Origin of the sequence: Marinomonas aquiplantarum (assembly GCF_003314975.1) — a bacterium.
Classification (GTDB): Bacteria; Pseudomonadota; Gammaproteobacteria; order Pseudomonadales; family Marinomonadaceae; genus Marinomonas; species Marinomonas aquiplantarum.
This window is the reverse complement of the sequence record NZ_QNRF01000001.1, coordinates 197,031-218,467: the sequence shown is the minus strand read 5'-3', so window position 1 is coordinate 218,467 and position 21,437 is coordinate 197,031. Positions and strand designations below refer to the sequence as shown.

Here is a 21,437-nt window from a genome sequence, read left to right as displayed (position 1 = left end):
ATGAAATTACGAGTTCAAAATGGTCGTTTGATCGACCCGAGTCAAAACCTTGATGCCGTTGTAGATCTGTTTGTTGAAGATCAAAAAATCGTGGCGATTGGTGAAGCGCCAGCTGGTTTCGAAGACGCAGAAGTGGTGGATGCCACAGGCAAATGGGTGCTACCAGGTTTAGTGGATTTGGCAGTGTCATTGCGTGAACCAGGTCAAACGCAAAAAGGCAGCATCGCAAGCGAAGGTCGTGCGGCTGTTTCGGGTGGTGTGACAACCTTAGTGTGTCCTCCTGATACTAAGCCAATTGTTGATACGCCAGCGGTAGCGGCATTGATTCAAGATAAAGCAGATGAAGCTGGCATGGCCAATGTGTTTCCTATCGGAGCCTTAACCCAAGGTTTGGAAGGGGAACAACTCAGTAACATGGTGGCGTTAACGGAAGCCGGCTGTGTGGCGGTATCGAATGGTCGTCACGAAATGAAAAGCGCCAAAGTCTTATCGCGAGCGTTGGAATACGCGGCGACGCATGATCTTTTAGTGGTATTTCACCCAGAAGACAAAAGCCTGTCTGATGGTGGTTGTGCCCATGAAGGTTTGTATTCCACTATGCATGGATTAGCGGGCATTCCTGATACGGCAGAAACCGTGGCCCTAATGCGAGATTTATTACTGGTCGAAAAAACGGGCGTACGAGCACATTTTGCCCGTCTGTCTTGTGCGAAATCAGTCGAAATGCTGGCGGATGCGAAAGCCGCAGGACTGGATGTCACGGCTGACGTGGCCTTGCATAACATTCTGTTAAGTGATGATGTGTTAAACCAATTTGATGGACGCTTCCATGTATTGCCACCATTGCGCGGTGAAGGAGATCGTCTAACCCTCATTGAAGGCATCAAACAGGGGGTGATTTCGGCGATATGTTCTGATCACCAGCCACATGAAAAAATGGCGAAAATAGCACCTTTTGCTGCCACCGAACCGGGTATGGCAAACGTAGAGATTCTGTTGCCGTTGGCCATGACATTATTGGACGAAGGGGATTTGGATTTCTCGACCTTGTTGACGTGTTTAACGTCAGGTCCAGCGGCTTGCTTTGGCTTGGAGGCGGGGTCGTTAGCGGTAGGGAGTTTTGCCGACTTTATCTTGTTTGACAGTACTTCAAGATGGCATTGGAGATATGAAAATCGTAAAACTAAAGGCCATAACTCCCCTTACTTTGAAGACGAGTTTATCGGGCAAGTGACGGCGACTTATATCTCAGGTCAGCGAATTTATCAGCGTTCGTAGCGAATTTTCAGGATAAGTTGGGTTTTTACTCAACTTATCTATACAAATTCTTTACTTTTTGTCTTAGGTGGTTAATCTAGCTAAACAAGGATTTGCTACTGGTTGTAATGTTTTATGTCTATTGAATCTTCAAAATCACTGCTGGATGAGCAGCAAGCGTTGCGCTCTCGTGTGTCTCTCTTAGAAAAAGAGCGCGATTTTATTAAGAGCTTGTATAGTGATATGTCTCAGATGATGCAGATCATCTCGAAAGGAGCACCTTTAAGCTCCTTGCTGAATCGATTTCGTGAAAAAATAAAGTCGCAGTTGTCACAGTCTTATTGTTTGTTTTTGGTGTGTGACAAGGAGTGTTTACAATGGCGACTTCAGTATTCCGATTTGGTGAGTGAGAGTCTTTTGAATTCAAAAGGCATGCTGGTGGATCTTCCTCAGGCACTGATCTCATTTGCGGCAGCCCCTTCTTGTCAAAAACGTCATGAATCAGACATTCGCAATGCAACGAACTGGCACCCCTGGCAAGCTTTTCTAAATACACATGATTTCTCTGATGTCTCTATGGTCAGTAACTCTGATGAGCAGGGTGCGATATACATCATGTTGGCTTTTCAAAAGCGTCATCAGCAACTAGAAAGTGATCTGATGGAAACCGCATTGGATGCTTATTGTTCTTGGTTGGATGCCGTCTTTATTCGTGAAAAAGCGAACTATCAGTTATTGGAAGACAACCATCGTAACCCAGTGACCGGCTTGTTGCGTCGTTTTAGTTTTGAAAACAGTTTTGGCATCGTGTTGAAAGACTCACGTCGTCATTTTCAGCGGGCCGCTATGTTTTCCATACAATTGCTTTCTAAAAAGAAAGTAGATGACGATGAGCTAAGAGTATTGGCGGAATTGATTCGTGAAGAAGTACGCGAAAATGATTTGATTGCGCACTATGATGAACGTGAGTTAGTGATGGGGATTCGTATTCAGAATTTATCCGATGCGGAAGTGGTTGCGAGCAAACTTTTAGAATCCATGCAGCAGGAAAAGTATGCCAGTAATAGTCTGATTGAATCAGGTGTTTCTATTGGCATTGCTTTTTACCCTGAGCATTCTAGTTTAGACGCTCTGTATCAGGCGGCACACTTTGCCGCTAATTCCTTGAAAAATATGTCTGGCTACCAGATTGAATTTCATGGTGCTTTGTACGATAGCAGCAGCGAATTTTATTCTTTATAAGTGATTTTTCATTAGTGTTATCATGTGTCTCTACTCGGTGAGTGAATAAAGTGTTTTATTCACTCACTTGATTCAGATAGTAAGAGGCAACAGCATGACAATCGACACAAACCTCTCTCATGCCGATCAGGTAACCCAAAACCTTTCTCAGGTGAGGCAGCAAGTTGAGCAGTTGGCAATAGACGCAGGCCGCGATCAAGCCAGTGTGCGGATATTGGCTGTAAGTAAAACCAAACCGCTCACGGATATTCAAGCTGCCTATCAATCTGGGCAAAGGGCGTTCGGCGAAAACTATGTTCAAGAAGCTTTTGATAAATATCATGCGTTAGCTGAATTGAAGGGCATAGAGTGGCATTTTATTGGGCCAATTCAATCAAACAAGACTCGTCAAATTGCAGAATCCATGGATTGGGTGCATTCCATTGATCGGGAAAAAATTGCGCGTCGCCTAAGCGAGCAAAGACCTGACAATATGCCAACATTACAGGTCTGTATTCAGGTCAACATCAGTGGTGAAGAGAGTAAGTCGGGTATTTTATTAGAGCAATTGCCTGCGATGGTCGAGTTAGTGCAAAGTTTGCCAAATCTACAGTTACGCGGTTTGATGGCGATTCCGGCACCTCAGCAAAGTTTTGCTACTCAATGTCAGGTATATCAACCTTTACAACAGGCGTTTCTTGAATTATCCAAATCCGATAGCATGATAGACACATTATCTATTGGTATGTCGGCAGATTTACCCGCCGCAATCTCATCAGGAAGCACCATGGTTCGCGTAGGTACGGCGATTTTTGGGGCACGGGATTATGCTCAGTAAAACCTGTTTGTCGACTTTTGATGAGCGTATATAACGATTAAAAACACAATTTTAGGATACAAAATGACACCAAGTATTGCCTTTATCGGCGTTGGAAATATGGCAAGATCCATTTTTAGTGGCTTATTAGCGAGTGGTTACCCAGCAAAAAGCATTATAGGGACGTCACGAACAGCGGAAAAACGAGCACATTATGCGAACGAATACGGCATCACCATGTTGGCCGATAACCAACAAGCCGTTCAACAAGCGGATGTGGTGGTGTTATGTGTAAAGCCTGCTCAGATGCAGTCTGTGATTGAGGCGTTTGCCCCACAGGTTCGTCAAGATCAGTTGTACATTTCCGTGGCCGCTGGGGTGGAAATAGCCGCCTTATCTCATTGGCTTAATAGTCCGGTGGCTGTGGTTCGAAGCATGCCGAACACGCCTTCGCAAATTGGGGCCGGCATGACGGGCTTAATTGCTAATGCGAAAACGACTCAGGAGCAAAAAGACTGGGTAACGGAGTTGTTCGCTAGTATTGGTGACTCAGTCTGGGTGGACGATGAAACTCAGATGCATACGGTGACTGCGTTATCTGGTAGTGCACCTGCTTATTTTTATCGTTTTGTAGAGGCCATGGTGAAAGCGGCTAAACAACAAGGCCTAGATGAAGAGAGCAGTCGTAAATTGGCCAGTCATGCTATGTTAGGGGCTGCGCGTATGGTGGTTGAGATTGATGAGCCTATCGCTCAGTTAAGACAAAATATCACGTCGCCAAATGGCACCACAGAACAAGCGTTATTGTCTTTTGAAGCGTCTAATATTGATCAAGTCGTGGCGGATGCGATGACAGCCTGTATGGATCGTTCAAAGGTTATGGCGAAAGACTTTTCTGCCTAGACAACATTTAACTAAGGAAAATGGCAATGCAATCAAACCCATTTGTGATGCTCATACAAGTCATTGGTAACTTGTATTTATTTATTGTGCTGCTGCGCATGGTGCTGCAGCTTACTCGAGCCGACTTTTATAACCCTATTAGTCAGGGGGTGGTAAAAGCGACCAGTCCATTTATCATTCCGTTGCGTAAAATTATACCGTCGATTGGCCGTCTCGACACAGCGTCTTTGGTGCTGGCGTTAATTGTACAACTGCTAACGTTGTTGCTAATTAACTTTATGCATGGGGTGAACGCTCAGCCAATGCAATACTTTATTGCCACTGTCGTTGGGGTGTTATATCACCTGTTAGACTTGTACTTCTGGGCGATGTTGATTTCGGTGATTCTAAGTTGGGTTGCGCCAGGTGCAAATCACCCAGGGGCAATGTTGGTTGCTCAGATCACAGCACCTTTGTATAGTGCTTGTCAGCGCGTTATTCCGCCGTTGGGAGGATTGGATTTATCACCTATCTTTATCTTCTTAGCCATTTCTTTTTCGAAGCAAGCGTTGGCTTTTTACGGCTTCGGATAGAAGTAAGTGATGCGGGGCATCACGCGGATAAATAGGCGGAGGAATGTGTCGAATTGAGAAGATCGGCATATTCCTATATGATGCGACCCCTAAATGGGAGTGAAGATAGGCGATATTTGATAAAACCGCCTTCGCTCCTGCTCCCTTGTTAATTTTTTGGATGAAAGCTATGAGTACGATTGCGGTTTATCCGGGGACATTTGATCCTATTACAAACGGCCATACGGATTTGGTTGATCGCGCGTCAAAACTATTCTCTAAAGTAATAGTTGCGGTGGCTGCGAGCCCTAAAAAACGTCCGGCCCTGTCCCATGAATTGCGTATTTCATTGGCCAAAAAGGTGCTTGGGCATTTACCAAATGTGGAAGTACTCGGTTTCGATAATCTATTAACTGAGTTTACTCGCTCAGTGAATGGACAGGTTGTTATTCGTGGCTTGCGAGCTGTGTCGGATTTTGAATATGAATTCCAATTGGCGAACATGAACCGTGTTATTGCGCCAGATGTGGAAAGCATTTTCTTGACGCCTTCAGAGAAGCACTCTTATATTTCTTCGACGTTAGTACGAGAAATTGCTTCACTGAATGGGGATTTCGGACAGTTTGTAAACCCTGAAGTGAAACGAGTGCTTCAGGAACATTATCAAACGCTGTAAAGCTGATTTGTTTGATTACGCTGTAGAATCTATGGCGATTTTGGAGAGAACAAATGTCTCTTATTATTACCGATGATTGTATAAACTGTGATGTATGTGAACCTGAATGTCCGAATGAGGCCATTTTTCAGGGGGAAGAAATATACGTCATTGAACCGTCTAAATGCACCGAGTGTGTTGGACACTTTGATGAACCACAGTGTCAACAAGTCTGTCCTGTTGACTGTATTCCATTGGATCCGAATCACAAGGAAACGGAAGAGCAGTTAATGGAAAAATACCTGACATTAACAGGTCAACTTTAACGTCTTAGGTTGAAATTAACATCGATACAAATGGATTTATTTTCCTTGCGGGGGCGCTGCTTCTAGTCAGCATCCTCGCTAGCTCTGTTACTGTCCGCGTTGGTCTACCTTTGCTTCTCGTGTTCCTTGGAATGGGAATGCTAGCAGGTGAAGAAGGAGTAGGCCGACTGGACTTTGACAACCCTAATCTTGCCTTTTTTGTCGGTAACCTTGCTTTAGCCATCATTCTTCTTGATGGTGGCATGCGTACCAAGATCAGTACCTTTCGAGTGGCTTTATGGCCTTCTTTGTCTTTAGCGACCTTAGGTGTGGTTATGACCACGGCTGCGGTAGGCTCCTTCGCGGCTTGGTTACTGAATGTCGACTTGATCTACGGACTTTTACTGGGGGCCATTGTCGGCTCGACCGATGCCGCAGCGGTTTTTAATCTGTTACGCAACAGTGGCGTCAGGTTGAATGAACGTGTTGGTGGAACATTAGAGATCGAATCGGGTGCGAACGACCCGATGGCGATTCTACTGGTGGTGATGTTAACGGGTCTGCTGCAGTCTTCCGAACAAGTCAGTGTGTGGGGCTTTCTTGGGCAGATCGGCTTGCAGTTTGCCATTGGTGGCTTTCTGGGCTGGCTAGGCGGTCGCTGCGCTTTACTGTTGTTACAGCGTATACCTTTAGTTGAAGGTTTATATGCGCTGTTAATTGTTTCGTGTGGTCTGGCGATTTTCTCGGGCGTCAATATGTTGGGCGGCAGTGGATTTTTAGCTGTGTACTTGGTTGGCGTGATATTGGGGAATGGCAAGATCAAACAACATGATTCCATTTCGCAGGCAATGGATGGTTTGGCTTGGTTGGCTCAAGCTGGCATGTTCTTGTTGTTAGGGTTACTGGTCACGCCATCTGATTTATTGGCTTATGGCTGGCAAGCTGTATTGATTGCTCTTTTCCTCATCTTTATTGCACGTCCTGTTGCGATCTTAGTTTGTTTACTGCCATTTGATTTTCGTTGGCCTGAACGTTTTTATATTAGCTGGGTCGGGTTACGTGGTGCTGTGCCAATAGTGTTGGCTTTGTATCCTGTTATTGCAGGGCTGAGTAACTCTAATTTGTTGTTCGAGATTACCTTTACGGTTGTTTTGATTTCTCTGCTACTACAAGGCTCTACAGTGCCACTGATGGCACGCTGGTTGAAAGTTGTGGTGCCGCCAGTACCTGAACCGACAACGCGTTTTTCGTTAACGGAAAGTGATGCGTTTCATCCGTCATTAGAATTGTATGAGTTTCTAGTACAAGCGGATGGCATCCGCATTCCTTCCGCCATCATTAATAATGTGCCAAGCGTGAGCGTTGACACGCCTCAGTTAGTGGCCTTAGTGCGTAATCAACATCCAACGGTGGTGACGGCAGAAACGGAATTAATGACGGGGGATCGAGTCTGGATGTTGCTGCATCCAAATGATGTTAACGATGTGGCCTTGGCTTTTGCTCAAAAAGGGACAGCGTCATTCCTCATGCAGAACTTTTTTGGGGAGTTTTCGGTGCATGGTGATGCGTCTCTGTTAGTGTTGGCGCAAACCTATGGGGTAGATAGCCAAGATATCGATGATCAAGAAACCGCAGCGGACTTATTAAAACGTCAATTGGGTCGACAGGTTGTCGTGGGTGACCGAGTGCGATTCGGCAAGCTGCGCCTTACCATTCGACAAATGGATGGCGCAGACATTACCGTGGTGGGCATCAAGCTGCAAAGCTAGCGCTTATACCGCGCTCATGTTGATATGAGCGATTTAGGCAAATAAGCGTCGAATCTGTTCAGCTTCTGGTAACGCTTGATTGTCATTAACAAGAATGATCAGACCCTTAGCGTCAATCAACTCTTTGGACTGTGGGTGAGTGACAATGTCGCCACCTTGCTTCACATACCCTAGCGCTGTACCTATGTCTTTTTGGATGAGGGTTGTGACCACATGAGCCCAGCTTACCTCAGACAAGCTGACATCTAGGCGAATAGTATGGTCTCCTTGATGTCGAAATAAATCTTCCAATACTTGTTCTGTGCCTGGTGCGATTAGAGATCGTACTAGCATTTCTGGGTAGGCTCGAATCGGACGAATCACCGCATTCGCTCCTGCTGCCTTAAAACGAGGTCGATTGCCATCATTAATGGCTTCAGCCAATATAAACGCTGGCGAACCTATCTGCTTGATTCTATGCAGAGCATCAAAAATTAAACTATCACAATGATTGTTGCGGCTATCAGGCGATAGCACAATGACGTATTTGGCGTTTTGTATGCCAGCAGAAAGCAACATACCATCTTCCAGAGCATCGCCAGTGTGATGAACCACGCCTTGCAATCTAAGGTCGTTCGGCAAACCATCTGGAAAGGCTGTGGTGAGAATTTGAATGGGCGTGTCAGCTAATTCAGGTGTTTGATTAATCTGATTCACCAACAGGTCCAGATAACGCTCTGCGTCATATTTGGGAGTGTTGATGATAAGAATATGATCTTGCATATGGTCCCACCTCATGCGGCCTTTGATGCGCATTTCTTTACGCATTAATCTGAGTTCAACATAGTCACTGGCAATTTGTGCTAGCAGGGTAATGCCCATGCCATAAATTAATACGATGGTGCAAAATTGCCCCCAAAAGCTGACGGCGGATAAATCCCCATAACCGGTAGTGCTGGCTGAGGTCATGGTTAGCCAGAATGCTTGCCACCAGTCCAAATCTTCAAACAACACCATGGCGAGACTATGAAGTGCAATGACGCCCGCTAACAGCAGCAGGCGTTTCTTTAAGTCCGTAGTTTCGTGAAGGTGTACTTCTTTACGAAATTGGCGACGACTATTTTTTCGTTTTAACAGGAGGCTAAGAGAATTCATTGGGCTCCTACTGGTTTAATTCACTGGGCATAGCATAATCGAGTTGTCGCCAAGATTCGTAAACCATGACGGCTACGGTGTTGGAAAGGTTTAGGCTACGCGAATTAGGCTGCATGGGCAGGCGCAAACGCTGTGCTGGTGGTAAGGCTTCAATAAAGTCAGCAGGCAAACCACGGGTTTCAGGGCCAAATACCAAGACATCATTTTCCACAAATTCCGCTTCACTGTGCGTATGACTGCCTTTTGTGGTCAGAGCATACACAGTGCCAGTCTCGTTTTGATCGAGAAACGCTTGAAAGTCAGGGTAGCGTTTTAAGCGTGTGAACTCATGGTAGTCCAAACCCGCACGACGTAGCTTTTTATTTTCTAACTCAAAACCCAAAGGTTCGATCAGATGAAGGTGGTAGCCTGTGTTTGCACAAAGGCGGATAACATTGCCAGTATTAGGTGGAATCTCAGGTTGGTAAAGTACAATGTGTAGCATGAATTTATCTCCTTGATATTCAGAGATAATACCAGACAATCGTCGAAAACTAAGTTTTTATGTTTTTTTCAAAAAAAAGTATTGACCATAAAAAAGGTTTCTCTATAATACGCCCCACTTGCCCAGATAGCTCAGTCGGTAGAGCAGAGGATTGAAAATCCTCGTGTCGGCGGTTCGATTCCGTCTCTGGGCACCATGATTAAGAAAGCCCGCTAGTTTACTAGCGGGCTTTTTTTATGGAATTTTGAGGATGGGTGTTTTTATATCCATCTGATTCTATTGGTTTATTTTCCTTTCTTGTTTTCTTCTCTGTTTTTCCTTTTGGTATTTTTGCCTCTGCTGTCTATTTTTTGTCCTCGGTGACGTTTTGTTTGGCTCGTGATAGGTGAACAAAAGTTTAACTATTTTTATTTTGTTGCATTTGGGCAATGGGGTTTTTGATTTTGGCGTCTGCTAGGTAGTCTGGGTGGAATTGTGCGTAGCGTAGTGTCATGGCGAGGGTTTTGTGACCAAGGATTTTTTGTAGGTCAAGGATGCTGCCTTTGGCGCGCATGAAGTGGACGGAGAAGGAGTGGCGCATGATGTGCGTGGCTTGACCTTTGGGCAGGTCGATATGGGCGTTGTTGCAGGCGGTTTTGAAGGCTTTGGTAATGCTGGCGCCGAACAGTTTGCCGCGGCGAGGGCGGTCTTGTTTGATGAGTTGGTCAAGTTCTTTGCTGATGGGAACGGCACGAGATTCGGAGTTTTTGGTGCGGGCAAATTGGATGACGCCACCTTTGACTTGGCTGTTTCTAAGGGTTTGCGCTTCGTTGATGCGACAGCCGGTTTCTAGGCAGATGCGGCTGACGACGTAAGCGTCACGGCTGGTGCTGTGCTGTAGTTCGTTGAGGAAGCGATTGATTTCACTCAGTTCCAGATAGCGTATTTCAGATTGTTCTAAGGTAAAGAGTTCGACTTCTTTTAGCGGGTTGTCGGTGAGTTCTTTGAGTTTCACCAGTTTGTTAAACATGGCTTTGAGGTAGGCCAGGTCATGGTTGACTGTGTTGAGGCTCAAGCCTTGATCAAGGCGACGCTGACGGAATTCGATAAAGTGACGTGCGCTGATGTGGTGGTATTCGGGGTTGCCCCATTCCTGGCAAAGAAAGCGTAATTTTGAGGTGCGTTTTTGGCCATCTTTGAGTTCTCGGGCAAACAGCATTTCCCAGGTATCGATCAGGCTCGAGAGGGTACGTTTGTCGCGTTTTTTGTGGGGGTTGAAGTCGGCGTCTGCGGCTTTTTTGGCAAACAGGCCGTCGCGGTATATTTTGGCGGCTCTTAGGGTGTCGTGGATTTTTCGGTGCAGTTTGCCATAGCCGCCATCCAGTCGGAGTTCGACCAGATAGCGATTGTCTTCCAGACGCCAGATGTGGTTGTCTGCTTTTTGGTTTTTTTTAGGGTATGCCATGTCGGTTTAAGCTCTCCTTAGCGGCGTTGGTAATGTCTTCCAAGACTTTTTGAGCGATGCCAAAGTCGGCCGGTTGGTGACTTTGATAGTGATCAAGCTGTTGTTTTACTTCTTCGTCCGTTACTTCTTGGTATTTGTTGAAATCCGGATTGTTTTTTTTCAGTTGTTGTTTGATGTCTTGCAGTATGTCTGGGCTAATTTGGCCAATACTGGGGTAGCTGTTGCCTTGGAAAAACCACATCAGATAGCGAGCGAAGCGAGGCTGTTGAAATATTTTGTGCAGTTGCGCGAATGAAACTGTGCCGTTTTGTTCGACATTTCGGCAAGTGCCAACGGGTATATCCACTAGGTTAGCAAATTCATCTTGGGTCAGTCCTTCGGTTTTTCTCATCCATTTCAGTCGTTCTTTGACGAGGTCGTTTGAGCTCATAAACTCACCACTTTTGGTTAATTTTATAAAAATACTTGTTTTAGGGTATTTCTATGGGTTAGGGTTTTAAAAATATCTAGATTTGGTTAGATATTATATCACTATCCTAAACTGGTCAATTAATCGCAAGGAGATGACGATGACTGATAAACTTTTGGTGAATGAATCCAAGGCCACGGTAACCCTTCCTATTGAGGCGTATAACGCCATGGTGCAAAGCCGTGAGGTGTCGATTCCTCTGGTGACTTTGGAAAAGTTCAGTGATTTAACCGGGTTAACCAATCGTGGGCGTGAAGGTTCTAAACATCAATATGGGGTGGTGGAGGGGTTACGCCGCAATGGGTATTTGCCGACCATTAAGTTGGGCCGTCATGTGATGGTGAATTTGTTTGCATTGCAAGAAGAGCTTTCTGAAAAAGATCGAATTTAAGAAGGCTTGGTTATGTCTGAACAACAGTTGATTGATGATATTCATGGGCGTTTGGCGTCTGAATTGGGTTTTAAGGTGTCTGGGCAGCATGTGCGAGGACGTTGCCCAAGTTGTGGTGAGAAGGAGGCGTGGACCAGTGTGGCGGCGCCTTGGGTGATTTTCTGTGGACGTGCCAATAGGTGTGGTGAAAGGCACACGGCAAGAGCCTTGTTTGCGGATTTGTTTGAGCAATTTTCTGAGCGTTTTCCAACGACGCCGGAGGACCCCAATGCCACTGCCAGGGCGTATTTAACGCAAGAGCGTCGCTTTGATTTGGCGGTGATTAAGGAGGCTTGGCAACAGGGTTATTTGCCCTTAAAAGATGGCTCTTTGACGCCGACTGTGCGGTTTCCCTTGTGGGGAAATGCATATTGGGAGCGGGTGATTGATCGAGCGGCGATGCCTTTGCTGCCTGCCAGTTGTCAGGGAAAAACGCATTTTAGTGCCGGCACGCGTTATCGGGGTAAAGGCTGGGCGGTGCCGGGGCAGGTGCTGGAAAAGCGTGATCAGGTGTTGATTGTGGAGGGGATTTTTCATGCGATTGCTTTGGCCATGGTCGGGGTGAAGGCGATTGCGGCGTTTTCTTGCCAAAACTTCCCGAGTGAATGGGTTGAGAAATATGCTGATTTGAATCTCACTTGGGTGCTGGCGTATGACCATGATGAGGCGGGCATTAAGGCGATTAAAAAGTGGCGCCAAGTGTTGCAAGAGCAGGGGCAGAAAACCAAGGTGATGCTCACGCCCAGTCAGCATTTGGATTGGGATGATTGTTTGCGCAATCAGGCGTTTGAGCAGGAAAAATTTTGGTTAGATTGTGAATACCGTGGGCATTTGGCGGTAGCGGAAACAGCCATGGATTATGCTTTTCATCGTTATCGCAGAGGTCGCCAGAATTATATGCTGTTTGCGTTTGAGCAGGCCTATTGGGTGTGTTACGCCGATGAAGTGCAAAAAGCGTTGGGTGAAACGGACATCCACAGTGCCAGTGGTCAGAGGGTGTTTGTACAGGCGGCGACGGTGAAAAAGGTGTCCAATTGTTTGCCCCAGTTTTTGTATCAAGAAAGAGACGATGTGATGGGCGACAAGTGGTATGTCTTTAAGGTGTCGTATCAGAATAATCACGCGGATGAGTTGATTAGTTTGGAAGGCTCTAATTTGGAGAGTCCGTCGGCTTTTAATAAGAGTTTGTTGAATAAGGCTGCCGGTGGGGTGTTTAACGGCAGTAAGGCGGAGATGGATATTCTGTTGGACCGTTGGTTTAAGCAGATCAAAACCATCCATTCTATGCCTTATGTGGGTTATAACGCGGAGTTTTCTGTGTATGTGTATCAGTCCTTTGCGATTCATAAAGGACGGGAAATTCCTCTTAACGCGGAAGGCTATTTTGATCTCGGTTCGTTGGGGGTGAAAACTTCGATGAAGTCGCCTGCGATTGTGCATGGTGAACCTTTTACCGGTGAGTGGTTTGAGGATTTGTATGCGGCGTTTGGGGCAAATGGTCTGGTGGTGCTGGGGTTTTGGACGGCGACCTTGTTTGTGCAGCAGATTCGTAAGCAGCATAAGTCGTTTCCTTTTCTGGAAATGACGGGGGAACCTGGCGCGGGTAAGTCTACTTTGATTGAAAGTCTATGGCATTTGTTGGGGCGGGATTATGAAGGCTTTGATCCTCAAAAAGCCACTAAGGCTGGGATTCGACGGGCGTTTAATCAGGTCTCGAACTTGCCTGTGGTGTTGATTGAAGGGGATCACATGGCACAGGTCGATCACAAGCAACGAGGTTTCACCTTTGACTCTATTAAGCCCTTGTATGACGGTCGCGGTACCGGCACTTTGGGGATCGCGAAGCGAGGCAATGATACGGATGAACCCATGTTTAACGGGGCCTTGGTGATCGCGCAGAATGCGTCTGTTACTGGGGAAGAAGCCTTGATGGAGCGTATTGTACATATTTTTTTCCGCACAGCTCCGTTGTCGACTCGAGCTCAGGCCATGCGTTTGCGTAATGCACCGTTAAAAGAAATGGCGGGGTATTTGCCTCATGTCTTGAAGCAAGAGCAGGCGTATTTGGCTGCGTTTTTTCGTTATACCGAGCAGTATGATGCGGCGTTTCGTGCTGAAGACGGTGTGGAGCAGATTAAGCAACGTCTGATCTTTAATCATGCTCAGGTCATGGCCGCCGTGGCGGCGCTTGGGTTGTTTTTTCCTCAGTTGGAGGACGGAGTGGGACAAGTATATCAATTGCTCTTGTCACGCTTGCGTCAGCGTCATCAAAGGTTGGCGGGAGACAGTCCGTTATTGGAGCAGTTTTGGGAGATCTTTCATTACATTGATGAAGGCGTGGCCACGGCCGACAGTCGTTTTATGACCAGTGAGGCCACGCGATTGAATCATCACCGTCAGCCTGAGCAATATGTCGCCATTAATTTGAACGATTTTTATGAGCAATGTCGTAAGCACAATCAGCCTTTATTGGAATTGCAGGAGTTAAAGCGTCAATTGCCCAGCTCACGGACGTATAAGTTTATCGAGCGTAAAAAGTACCGTTCAGCCTTAACGGAAAAGGTATCAAATTGTTGGTTATTTGCTCGGCAAGTTGGAGCAGAGGTGTGACTGTATGGAGGATTTAGATGATATCTTCGGAATAGAGTAACCTGAGTAACAAGATTATAACTTATTAATTTTTATGGTTTTTTAAAGAAAATCTTAAGTGATTTATGAGTAACAGAGTTACTTTATAAACTATGAAAAAGTTACTCCTTGTTACCCGAAAGTTACCTTTTAAATGGCGATTGTTTCATCTTAATGTATTGATATTAAAGTGTTTTTTGTTCTGTAACCGCTGTTACTCAGAGCTGAGATAGGTAGGAAAAAGAGAAGGTATGTAATACTTTATTTAGAAAACTAAAGATATGGTTAAGTCTAATAGAGGTTAAAAACACTTAATTTTCATTATGTTATAAACACTAAAAAAACTTTTTTAGCTTGAGTTGAAAGAAAATGCCATTTTTATGTATTGTAAGTTTATGTAAATGAACTGATAATTTGGGCATACAAAAACAAAGGATATTGTTATGGATAGAATCGATTTTGAGGATCAAATTGCAACAGCGGACGATCAGTTGGCTTTTTTAACCAAAGCCTTTAGTTATGGCATCGAGGTGAGTGAAAATGAAAGCCGTGGTGTGAGTCTCTTTTTAACGTCGGTGCGTGAGGCCTTGCCAAAGCGACAATCTGCCGATGTGCTTCAGATGGCTCGAGGCAAGTCATAGCCTAAACTCACAGTGATCTGGCTATCTTGTCTTACTGGGAATAGATCAGTTGGTAATATGATGTTGCTAACTGTTCTTTCATAATAGGATTTGGGCTATCGTAGAATTTGCCATTTAGGCGAGTTATCACTATGAATAAGTCTGTTTTTGATTCCCTTGTTGCTTCTAGTCAATCTGACTCGGCGGTTCAGCAACTACATATAAGCGATCCCCATGAGCATTTGGCAGCGGTTGCTGCAGCCCATGATATGTTGAGCTTTTTGCGCTCTAGCACCCATGAATTGTCCTTTCAAAGAGAAGAGCGTTCGGCTTCTTTTTATCGTGGTTTGAGTTTGTGTATTGAAGTTGTGCAGAACCAATTGGGTCAGGGCTTAGTGAAATCAGAGGAGAAACAAGACTGAGCATTTTGCAATATGTATATCCAATGTATATACTTATCTTACGTGGTTAACATTGAGGTGAAGGTATGAACATTGATGCTGAAGTAAAAAAATGGGGCAACAGCCTGGCATTGCGCATCAATGCGGTCACGGCTGAAGCACTGAACCTACATCAAGGCAGTAAAGTGACCTATGAAATTTTGCCAGATGGTTTGTTGATTAAGCCAGTGGTCGATAAGAGTGGCAACGCTTGGCCATATTCTGAGTCAGAGCTATTAGCGGGTATCGATAAAAATACTGCCCACACGGATGAATTGGCTGCCCTTGATGACAATGAGTGGCTTGATTAGCCTGATGACGGAATAAAAGGAAATTAGTGATGCAGAGCCCTTATGTGCCGGACCGAAAGGACATTATTTGGTTGGATTTCGATCCAAAAAAAGGGAGAGAAATCGGTAAATTGCGCCCCGCTCTGGTGTTGTCGTCGCAGGCTTTGAATCAGCAAACGGGCATGATTATCTGCTTGCCGATCAGTACCAGTATTCGTGGTGGTATGTTGGAAGTTCCACTTGGTGATGCGTTGAACAAACCCTCTGTGGTGGTTTCAAATGGTGTGCAAACACTGGATTGGAAACAACGCAAAGCCCAGTTTATTACTAAGGCAAAGGACCATGTCTATAAGGAAGCGGTATTAAAATTGGCTACTTTGATGGGAGTGGATCAGCTTTTAAGCTAATCCTATTGACTAAAAAAACCGCTGTTTGAGAGGCCTTCATGCTGCTTCAAACAGCGGTTTTTTTTACAGTTTAATCTTAATTAAACTGATATTCGTTTTTTCAGCAAAGGTAGGAATATTTCACCCTCTATGGGTCTATAAAGTAATGAATAGGATGGTTACTCTGATTTATCTTTACTTTAAATGGAACTGATAATGCCTACCTATGAAATAACTATGACCAACGGTGGTAATTTTGATTGTAGTGATCGAGATTACTTAATTGATGCAGCAGAAGAGAGCGACATTGAACTAAAGAGTTCATGTCGAGCGGGTGCGTGTTCTTCGTGTTTGTGTTTTACACGTAATCAAGGCATGTACGACGATTCAGATCAAAGTTTTTTAACCAGTGAGTGGCGTGAAGTTGGCTTTTTTCTGAGTTGTGTGACACGTCCTAAAGGAAATATGAGCTTTGTTGAGTGTGATGAAGATTTATTTGATATGCTAGAGCCGCCAAGTGTTTTTAATAATGACACCAGTGATGGTAATGCCTTATGGCATTATTTCTTTGGCAATGGTGTGCCAATGAACCTAGGTTATAATATAAAAATGGCTTTGCAGTTTAGTGATCGTCAGCTGCTTGCTGAAGAAAGGATTATGTCCGGAGTAACGGATTTGTCTGGTAATTATTCTGTTGATCTTACGTTTACTGCATTTGGTTTTAGTGTGGGACAAACGGGTGTTCATTATAGGACAGAATGTCATGATGGGCTTTGTAGAACGACATTTACTGGATTTGTAAGAGCGAGAGGATCCCAAATATTAGGGCCTGATTTTTACGATCAGCCTTTATCCTATTTAGGAATAACCTCTGAACTTGGCGGTACACCTTATCCTTATATGCCACATGTATGGACGATAGAATTTCCTGACCCTGGGTATTGATAAATGATTTATCAGCTAATAAATGATATGTATAAGCACAGTTTCATTGCATCATTGACTGTCTGTTTGGTATTTTGCTTTTATTATTTCAAAGTTGTGAGGTTTCCTCGCAAAACAATATGCTTGGTATTTTGCTTTTTTATTTCCTTTTTCCTCTTTTATCTCCCTATTTTTGGTATTGAAAAGTATTTTGAATGGAAACTCGATACATTTGACTTAAATGGCGATGGCATCTTTTCAGACAGTGAATCGACAGATGAACAGTATTTTTACCAGCGTGTTTATCTTGATGAATTGGGAAGAACGACAGATAGGATCAGTTACTTTATTTCTTCTGTTGTCGTTTCGTTGTTTGCTCTTGCAGTATGTCTCTTACTGAAAAAAGGGCTTGCTTGGATAAAAAAGACGGTTTTAAGAAGCTAGTTAACTTGGCCACTTTGATGGGAGTGGATCAGCTTTTAAGCTAATCCTATTGACTAAAAAAACCGCTGTTTGAGTGGCCTTCATGCTGCTTCAAACAGCGGTTTTTTTTGTTTTTTATTTTGCTAACGCGGCTTTCAAATCGTCGGAAGCAAGTTGGTTAATAAAGCCGGATAGGTTCTCATCATTCACTAAAAGCTGAGCGCTAACCGCTTTAGAAAGCTGTTTGTAGTCACTGTACATTGTGTTTAGAGCGCTAATTTCTTGGGTAATGAGTGAAGTGATTTGATTGGCATAATGCAGTAATTCATCGAGTGCTTGTTGTAGCAGCAAATCAAATTCTGTCAATGTGAGCAAGGTCACCTCTACGACATCCAAATTTTCCACCACAGACGTCACTTCTTCAATGAATATTGTGCACTCAGACAAGGTTGGTTGGGCGTCGCCCAAGGTGCTACCAGAAATCTTATGCAAGGTCGTTGGTAGGTCTTGATAGGTGCTTAATGAGCGGATTGCTGAGGCCACACTGAATTCTTCAAACAGCTTATCGAGTCGGTCTAATACATGGCTTTGTAGCGCTTCTAATGCCTGCATCATACTGTCGATACAAGTGGTGCCAGTGTTCAGTAGTTTCACGCTCAATGCCTGCTGCGCGGCTTCTAATTCGGTCAACACTTGGGTTTCATCGAGAATCTCTGGAGCGAGGGATGTGCCTGCATTAACAAATAATTGATCCAAATCGCTAAGCTGGTTTTGCAGTGTTGGTACCTGCTCTAATGCAGGACTCTTAAGGCCGCTTCCTGCGGCAAAAATGGCAAATAATGCTTCATTTGCTGAACTCATAAGGGTTCTCCTAAAGGTAAGGTTTGTTGCTGTTCTTGTTTCAGCAATTGTTTGGCCATGTCTAACACATGACGGCGTGGGGGTTGAACATAATGACTGTGTGACACCCTAACCACGGAAGTGGCAAGGCAATCCGGGTTGCGACATTGGCAATACAAGTCCTTGGCAAAAATGCCGTCTATGTCTCTGGTGATTTCATTGCTGTACAGAATAACGGTAGGGGTATTGCAGTTTGGGCAGTGAACACGAAATGCCATGGTGCGATCCTGTGAATAAGTTGGCAAATATACATATTTTACTAACAATTAAGCATATTTGCTCAATTTAGAGACTTTAGCAAAGTCTCATTTGCTTGTCACACCTTGCTCAATGTTTGTCCCATAAGTCGGTGTTTCAGGCCAAGGGCATGCCGAAAAATACCGATTTCATCGCGATCTAAAAGAATCAAATTCTCCCTTCTTGTGCTGGTTTCCTCTGCTGCCTATTGTCAAATCATCGATCTGAATGGCCTCGCCATCAGCGCCAAAATGAATTGTTAAGAGCGACACCAAGATGGAAAAAATGACACAGCTAGCGAATTACTTAGCGTCTCAAAACTTGTTCTCTTCACGACAGCTCAGCAGTTGGGTGGAAGAAGTGAACCTAAAAGTGGGAGCGAAAGACGAAGGTGAGCGCGTACTGCTGCACCGTTCGCACTATCGCGCCGTGCTCTTGGTGGAAAACTACAACTACTCAGCAAATTCAATTGACACCTTTACTGCGCATGTGGCGATTTGGTTGGCAGAAAATGACGAACGCACAGACTTGAACAACCCTCATCCGAGTATTGCCGTGGATGTGTTGAGCAGTCGCTATGCGGATTTAGAGCTGTCTCTGGAATTTGAAGAAGCGGTATACATCAGTCGGGCTACCCGTGGCGGTTTGACTTATAACGGCCAATCTTGGCGCTTAGAAAAAGCGGATCATTTAGAGGCCGAGTCGGCTTCGGTTGACGTCAATTTGGCGCTTGAGAATGATGAGTGAAGCGCTGTCAGCCTACTGGGGAGCACAAAGTGCTCGCACTATTGATCTTCACATGATGGGACTGACGCCAGCTCGACACCGCCGCGCCATGATGCAATTGAGCCGCGAAGTCGCCAAATGGGCGGCAAAAGGCTCGTTTTCATACCGCCAAACGAACAGCAGAAATTGGCATCACAATCGCGCCCAACGATTACGACAACGCAAAATCCGAGCTGGCTATTTGCCCTATCGAGATGAGGCTTGGAAAAACAATCGACAAGCCATTTTCGCCAACCTGGGCAACAACGAGTTGGGTGAATTAGCAACAGATAACTGGGTGAGTGGCGATGGTGATTGTTATTTACAGGACGATATTCAGGAATATTGGAAGCGCCATCAACGGCAATGGCTATGGCAGAGAACCGGCTGGTTGAGCAACTCTCAAGCTTCCTGGTTGGAAAATTTTTATGTGCTATCCAATGACATGGTCAGTTCCTCGACAACCAACAATGAACAGCGCTTAGTCGGGTTGCAAGCGTCCATAGCGCAACAAAAACAATGGGCAATGCGTCCCAGCAAACGCATTCAAGCTCGGGTTATGCAGCAGTTAGAGCTACGCCGTGACCCAACAACAAAAGACAAACGACCTGTTAGTCAAACATGGATCAGGCAACACATCAGTCAATTACATGGCTTGAGCCTCTTGCTGGCACTGAATGACAGGGATAACGAAGCGCAAAGCGTGCTAACCAATCGGTTACAGCGAGAGCGCTTTACCAGTGATCCGCAATGGGTGCGGGCAATAGCGGCAGCAGTAGTTGCCATTAATTAACAAACTAAGGCAGGTAAAACATGGCATTAGGTACAGTAAGCGTCAGCAGCCTTGATACTGGAAGTGGTGATTTTTCGACGCCTGAGCGTCAGTTTCTCTTCATCGGGTATGCAGGCAAAAACTCAGGCAGCACTTTGTATATCGACCAATCTTCGGATTTGGACGAGGTATTAGGTGTTAACAACAGCAAAATGAAAACGGCGATTGCCGCCGCGCGCAGTAATGCGGGAAGCAACTGGACATGCGTGGCGATGCCGCGTGGTGCCGCGGGTGAATGGCAAACCGCGTTTGAAGAAGCCATGAACAACAATGTGTTGTGTGAAGCCGTGGTGATCACTGACGCCGTGGTCGAGCAAGCGGAATTGGACGCCATGACAGCCGCGGCCAAAGACGTGGAAAACGAATACGGTCGTGCGGTGTTCTTCATGGCAGCGTCTGAAGTGATGGACGGTTCCGCCACTTGGGCAACTTTCATCTCCGAATTCGATTCCCTACAAGACGGCGTGGCAGCTGAAAATGTCATGCTGGTGCCAGAAGTCTTCGCAGGCTGGTTAGGCACACTGTGTGGTCGTTTGTGTAATGAAGACGTATCCATCGCGGATACGCCAATGCGTGTCAAAACTGGCGCTTTGGTTGGTATTTCATCGTTACCTTCTGATCAAGATGACGTGCAATTCAACATGAGCCACGCCAAAGCGTTAAACGATGCGCGCGGCACAGTACCACAAGTGTACCCAGATTATGACGGTATCTACTGTTCAGATGGTATGACCTTGGCAGCCGAAGGCAGTGATTATGCGGTGATTGAAAACCTACGTGTGGTTAATCGTGTGAAGCGCGAAGTGCGTTTATTGGCGATCAAACAAGTGGGTAACCGTGAAATGAACAGCACGCCGGCATCGATTGCGGCCAACCAAACCTACTTCATGCGCCCCATGATCGACATGAGCAAAAGCGTGGTATCTAACGGCATTTACATGCCAGGTGATGTGAAACGTCCTGAAGAAGGCGATGTGACCATTTCCTGGTCATCTCGCACCAGCGTGACGATTGCGCTTTTGGTACGTCCTTACAACAGTCCAAAGGCAATTCAAGCCTACATCGGACTTAACTTGAGCAGCGAGGTATAGCATGCAGCACATTACAGGTCCTGACGTTGATGTCATGTTTGGCACAACGCTTATCAACGTAAAGCAATTTACGGTCAACATTGAAGACGGTTCTAAGCCAGCTTCGACTCGCGGCGTGACACACGGTTGGGTGCGCGGCGCGGTAACCGCCAACGGTGAACTGACGTTGGACACAGAAAACTTCAACCTGATTTTGGAAGCGGCGCGCGCTGCGGGTTCTTTCCAAGCCTTAGAAACCACCGACATTGTCGGCATGGGTAGCACGGCGGATCAGGAATTCAAAGTGGCCGTTTACGGCTGCAAATTGCGCATTAACAAGGTATTGGAAGCTGGCGGTGAAGGCGGTGAAAAACTGGAACACACGATTCCATTTGACGTAACGGATTCCCGTTTCGTGGAAATCAATGGTGTGCCATACCTTGATCAAGATCACGTCGAGAAACTCGGCGTATAAGCCAAATG

Annotated in this window: 26 protein-coding genes and 1 tRNA gene; 21 read left to right on the top strand and 6 right to left on the bottom strand. The window is 45.4% G+C overall.

The window, feature by feature from the left end; translation table 11 throughout:
* The 8 genes from DFP76_RS01090 (at nt 1) to DFP76_RS01055 (ending at nt 7,478) form a co-directional block, all read left to right on the top strand.
* Nucleotides 1-1,278, top strand: a complete 1,278-nt coding sequence (locus tag DFP76_RS01090; protein WP_113872839.1) for a dihydroorotase — start codon at nt 1-3, stop codon at nt 1,276-1,278.
* Between the two features lie 114 nt (nt 1,279-1,392).
* On the top strand, nt 1,393-2,499 hold the full coding sequence (locus DFP76_RS01085; protein WP_113872838.1) for a GGDEF domain-containing protein: 1,107 nt from the start codon (nt 1,393-1,395) through the stop codon (nt 2,497-2,499).
* A gap of 94 nt (nt 2,500-2,593) precedes the next feature.
* A complete protein-coding gene (locus tag DFP76_RS01080) occupies nt 2,594-3,316 on the top strand; it encodes a YggS family pyridoxal phosphate-dependent enzyme (RefSeq protein ID WP_113872837.1) in 723 nt (240 codons plus the stop codon).
* A gap of 63 nt (nt 3,317-3,379) precedes the next feature.
* Nucleotides 3,380-4,198 carry a pyrroline-5-carboxylate reductase gene (proC, locus tag DFP76_RS01075; protein ID WP_113872836.1) on the top strand — a complete coding sequence of 273 codons (819 nt, stop codon included), beginning with the start codon at nt 3,380-3,382 and terminating at the stop codon, nt 4,196-4,198.
* 26 nt (nt 4,199-4,224) lie between these two features.
* Nucleotides 4,225-4,770 (top strand): YggT family protein, encoded by a 546-nt coding sequence (locus DFP76_RS01070; protein WP_113872835.1) that lies wholly within the window; start codon nt 4,225-4,227, stop codon nt 4,768-4,770.
* A gap of 169 nt (nt 4,771-4,939) precedes the next feature.
* A complete protein-coding gene (coaD, locus tag DFP76_RS01065) occupies nt 4,940-5,425 on the top strand; it encodes a pantetheine-phosphate adenylyltransferase (protein ID WP_013797555.1) in 486 nt (161 codons plus the stop codon).
* 53 nt (nt 5,426-5,478) lie between these two features.
* The gene (locus DFP76_RS01060; protein ID WP_013797554.1) at nt 5,479-5,730 is read left to right on the top strand and encodes a YfhL family 4Fe-4S dicluster ferredoxin; all 252 of its coding nucleotides are present in this window, start codon (nt 5,479-5,481) and stop codon (nt 5,728-5,730) included.
* A gap of 14 nt (nt 5,731-5,744) precedes the next feature.
* Complete coding sequence (locus DFP76_RS01055) at nt 5,745-7,478, top strand: potassium/proton antiporter (RefSeq protein ID WP_220150975.1); 1,734 nt, start codon at nt 5,745-5,747, stop codon at nt 7,476-7,478.
* Nucleotides 7,479-7,511: 33 nt separating this feature from the next.
* On the opposite strand, the gene DFP76_RS01050 is transcribed toward DFP76_RS01055, so the two are convergent.
* Nucleotides 7,512-8,612 (bottom strand): ion channel, encoded by a 1,101-nt coding sequence (locus tag DFP76_RS01050; RefSeq protein WP_113872833.1) that lies wholly within the window; start codon nt 8,610-8,612, stop codon nt 7,512-7,514.
* Between the two features lie 7 nt (nt 8,613-8,619).
* The gene (gene trmL / locus DFP76_RS01045; protein ID WP_113872832.1) at nt 8,620-9,096 is read right to left on the bottom strand and encodes a tRNA (uridine(34)/cytosine(34)/5-carboxymethylaminomethyluridine(34)-2'-O)-methyltransferase TrmL; all 477 of its coding nucleotides are present in this window, start codon (nt 9,094-9,096) and stop codon (nt 8,620-8,622) included.
* 120 nt (nt 9,097-9,216) lie between these two features.
* Between trmL and DFP76_RS01040 the strand changes: the two genes are divergently transcribed.
* Nucleotides 9,217-9,292, top strand: a tRNA-Phe gene (locus tag DFP76_RS01040).
* A gap of 201 nt (nt 9,293-9,493) precedes the next feature.
* Here the strand turns inward: DFP76_RS01040 and DFP76_RS01035 are convergent.
* On the bottom strand, nt 9,494-10,540 hold the full coding sequence (locus DFP76_RS01035) for a phage integrase (protein WP_113872831.1): 1,047 nt from the start codon (nt 10,538-10,540) through the stop codon (nt 9,494-9,496).
* Entirely contained in the window at nt 10,527-10,970 is a 444-nt protein-coding gene (locus DFP76_RS01030) for a helix-turn-helix domain-containing protein (RefSeq protein WP_113872830.1), read from the bottom strand. The genes DFP76_RS01035 and DFP76_RS01030 overlap by 14 nt, the downstream gene beginning before the upstream one ends.
* A gap of 139 nt (nt 10,971-11,109) precedes the next feature.
* Between DFP76_RS01030 and DFP76_RS01025 the strand changes: the two genes are divergently transcribed.
* The 8 genes from DFP76_RS01025 (at nt 11,110) to DFP76_RS00990 (ending at nt 17,171) form a co-directional block, all read left to right on the top strand.
* A complete protein-coding gene (locus DFP76_RS01025; RefSeq protein WP_113872829.1) occupies nt 11,110-11,400 on the top strand; it encodes a hypothetical protein in 291 nt (96 codons plus the stop codon).
* Nucleotides 11,401-11,412: 12 nt separating this feature from the next.
* Entirely contained in the window at nt 11,413-14,049 is a 2,637-nt protein-coding gene (locus DFP76_RS01020) for a toprim domain-containing protein (protein WP_113872828.1), read from the top strand.
* Between the two features lie 461 nt (nt 14,050-14,510).
* Nucleotides 14,511-14,708, top strand: coding sequence for a hypothetical protein (locus tag DFP76_RS01015; RefSeq protein ID WP_113872827.1), 198 nt, complete (start codon nt 14,511-14,513; stop codon nt 14,706-14,708).
* A 131-nt stretch (nt 14,709-14,839) separates the two neighbouring features.
* Entirely contained in the window at nt 14,840-15,109 is a 270-nt protein-coding gene (locus DFP76_RS01010) for a hypothetical protein (RefSeq protein WP_113872826.1), read from the top strand.
* Between the two features lie 65 nt (nt 15,110-15,174).
* Nucleotides 15,175-15,438 (top strand): AbrB/MazE/SpoVT family DNA-binding domain-containing protein, encoded by a 264-nt coding sequence (locus tag DFP76_RS01005; RefSeq protein ID WP_113872825.1) that lies wholly within the window; start codon nt 15,175-15,177, stop codon nt 15,436-15,438.
* A gap of 29 nt (nt 15,439-15,467) precedes the next feature.
* Nucleotides 15,468-15,824 carry a type II toxin-antitoxin system PemK/MazF family toxin gene (locus tag DFP76_RS01000; protein WP_113872824.1) on the top strand — a complete coding sequence of 119 codons (357 nt, stop codon included), beginning with the start codon at nt 15,468-15,470 and terminating at the stop codon, nt 15,822-15,824.
* Between the two features lie 195 nt (nt 15,825-16,019).
* Nucleotides 16,020-16,748, top strand: a complete 729-nt coding sequence (locus DFP76_RS00995; protein WP_113872823.1) for a 2Fe-2S iron-sulfur cluster-binding protein — start codon at nt 16,020-16,022, stop codon at nt 16,746-16,748.
* 3 nt (nt 16,749-16,751) lie between these two features.
* Nucleotides 16,752-17,171 (top strand): hypothetical protein, encoded by a 420-nt coding sequence (locus DFP76_RS00990; RefSeq protein ID WP_113872822.1) that lies wholly within the window; start codon nt 16,752-16,754, stop codon nt 17,169-17,171.
* A 114-nt stretch (nt 17,172-17,285) separates the two neighbouring features.
* Here the strand turns inward: DFP76_RS00990 and DFP76_RS00985 are convergent, their stop codons facing one another.
* Complete coding sequence (locus DFP76_RS00985; RefSeq protein WP_113872821.1) at nt 17,286-18,011, bottom strand: DUF7217 family protein; 726 nt, start codon at nt 18,009-18,011, stop codon at nt 17,286-17,288.
* Nucleotides 18,008-18,268, bottom strand: a complete 261-nt coding sequence (locus tag DFP76_RS00980) for an ogr/Delta-like zinc finger family protein (protein WP_113872820.1) — start codon at nt 18,266-18,268, stop codon at nt 18,008-18,010. The genes DFP76_RS00985 and DFP76_RS00980 overlap by 4 nt, the downstream gene beginning before the upstream one ends.
* A gap of 295 nt (nt 18,269-18,563) precedes the next feature.
* On the opposite strand from DFP76_RS00980, the gene DFP76_RS00975 reads away from it, so the two are divergent.
* Genes DFP76_RS00975 through DFP76_RS00960 form a run of 4 tightly spaced genes read left to right on the top strand, consistent with a single transcriptional unit; the run spans nt 18,564 to nt 21,429 of the window.
* The gene (locus DFP76_RS00975) at nt 18,564-19,034 is read left to right on the top strand and encodes a phage tail protein (RefSeq protein WP_113872819.1); all 471 of its coding nucleotides are present in this window, start codon (nt 18,564-18,566) and stop codon (nt 19,032-19,034) included.
* On the top strand, nt 19,024-19,845 hold the full coding sequence (locus DFP76_RS00970; protein WP_113872818.1) for a hypothetical protein: 822 nt from the start codon (nt 19,024-19,026) through the stop codon (nt 19,843-19,845). Before DFP76_RS00975 ends, DFP76_RS00970 begins: the two co-directional genes overlap by 11 nt.
* A gap of 20 nt (nt 19,846-19,865) precedes the next feature.
* Nucleotides 19,866-20,975, top strand: coding sequence for a DUF2586 domain-containing protein (locus DFP76_RS00965; protein ID WP_113872817.1), 1,110 nt, complete (start codon nt 19,866-19,868; stop codon nt 20,973-20,975).
* A gap of 1 nt (nt 20,976) precedes the next feature.
* Entirely contained in the window at nt 20,977-21,429 is a 453-nt protein-coding gene (locus DFP76_RS00960) for a phage protein (protein WP_113872816.1), read from the top strand.
* Nucleotides 21,430-21,437 lie beyond the last annotated feature (8 nt).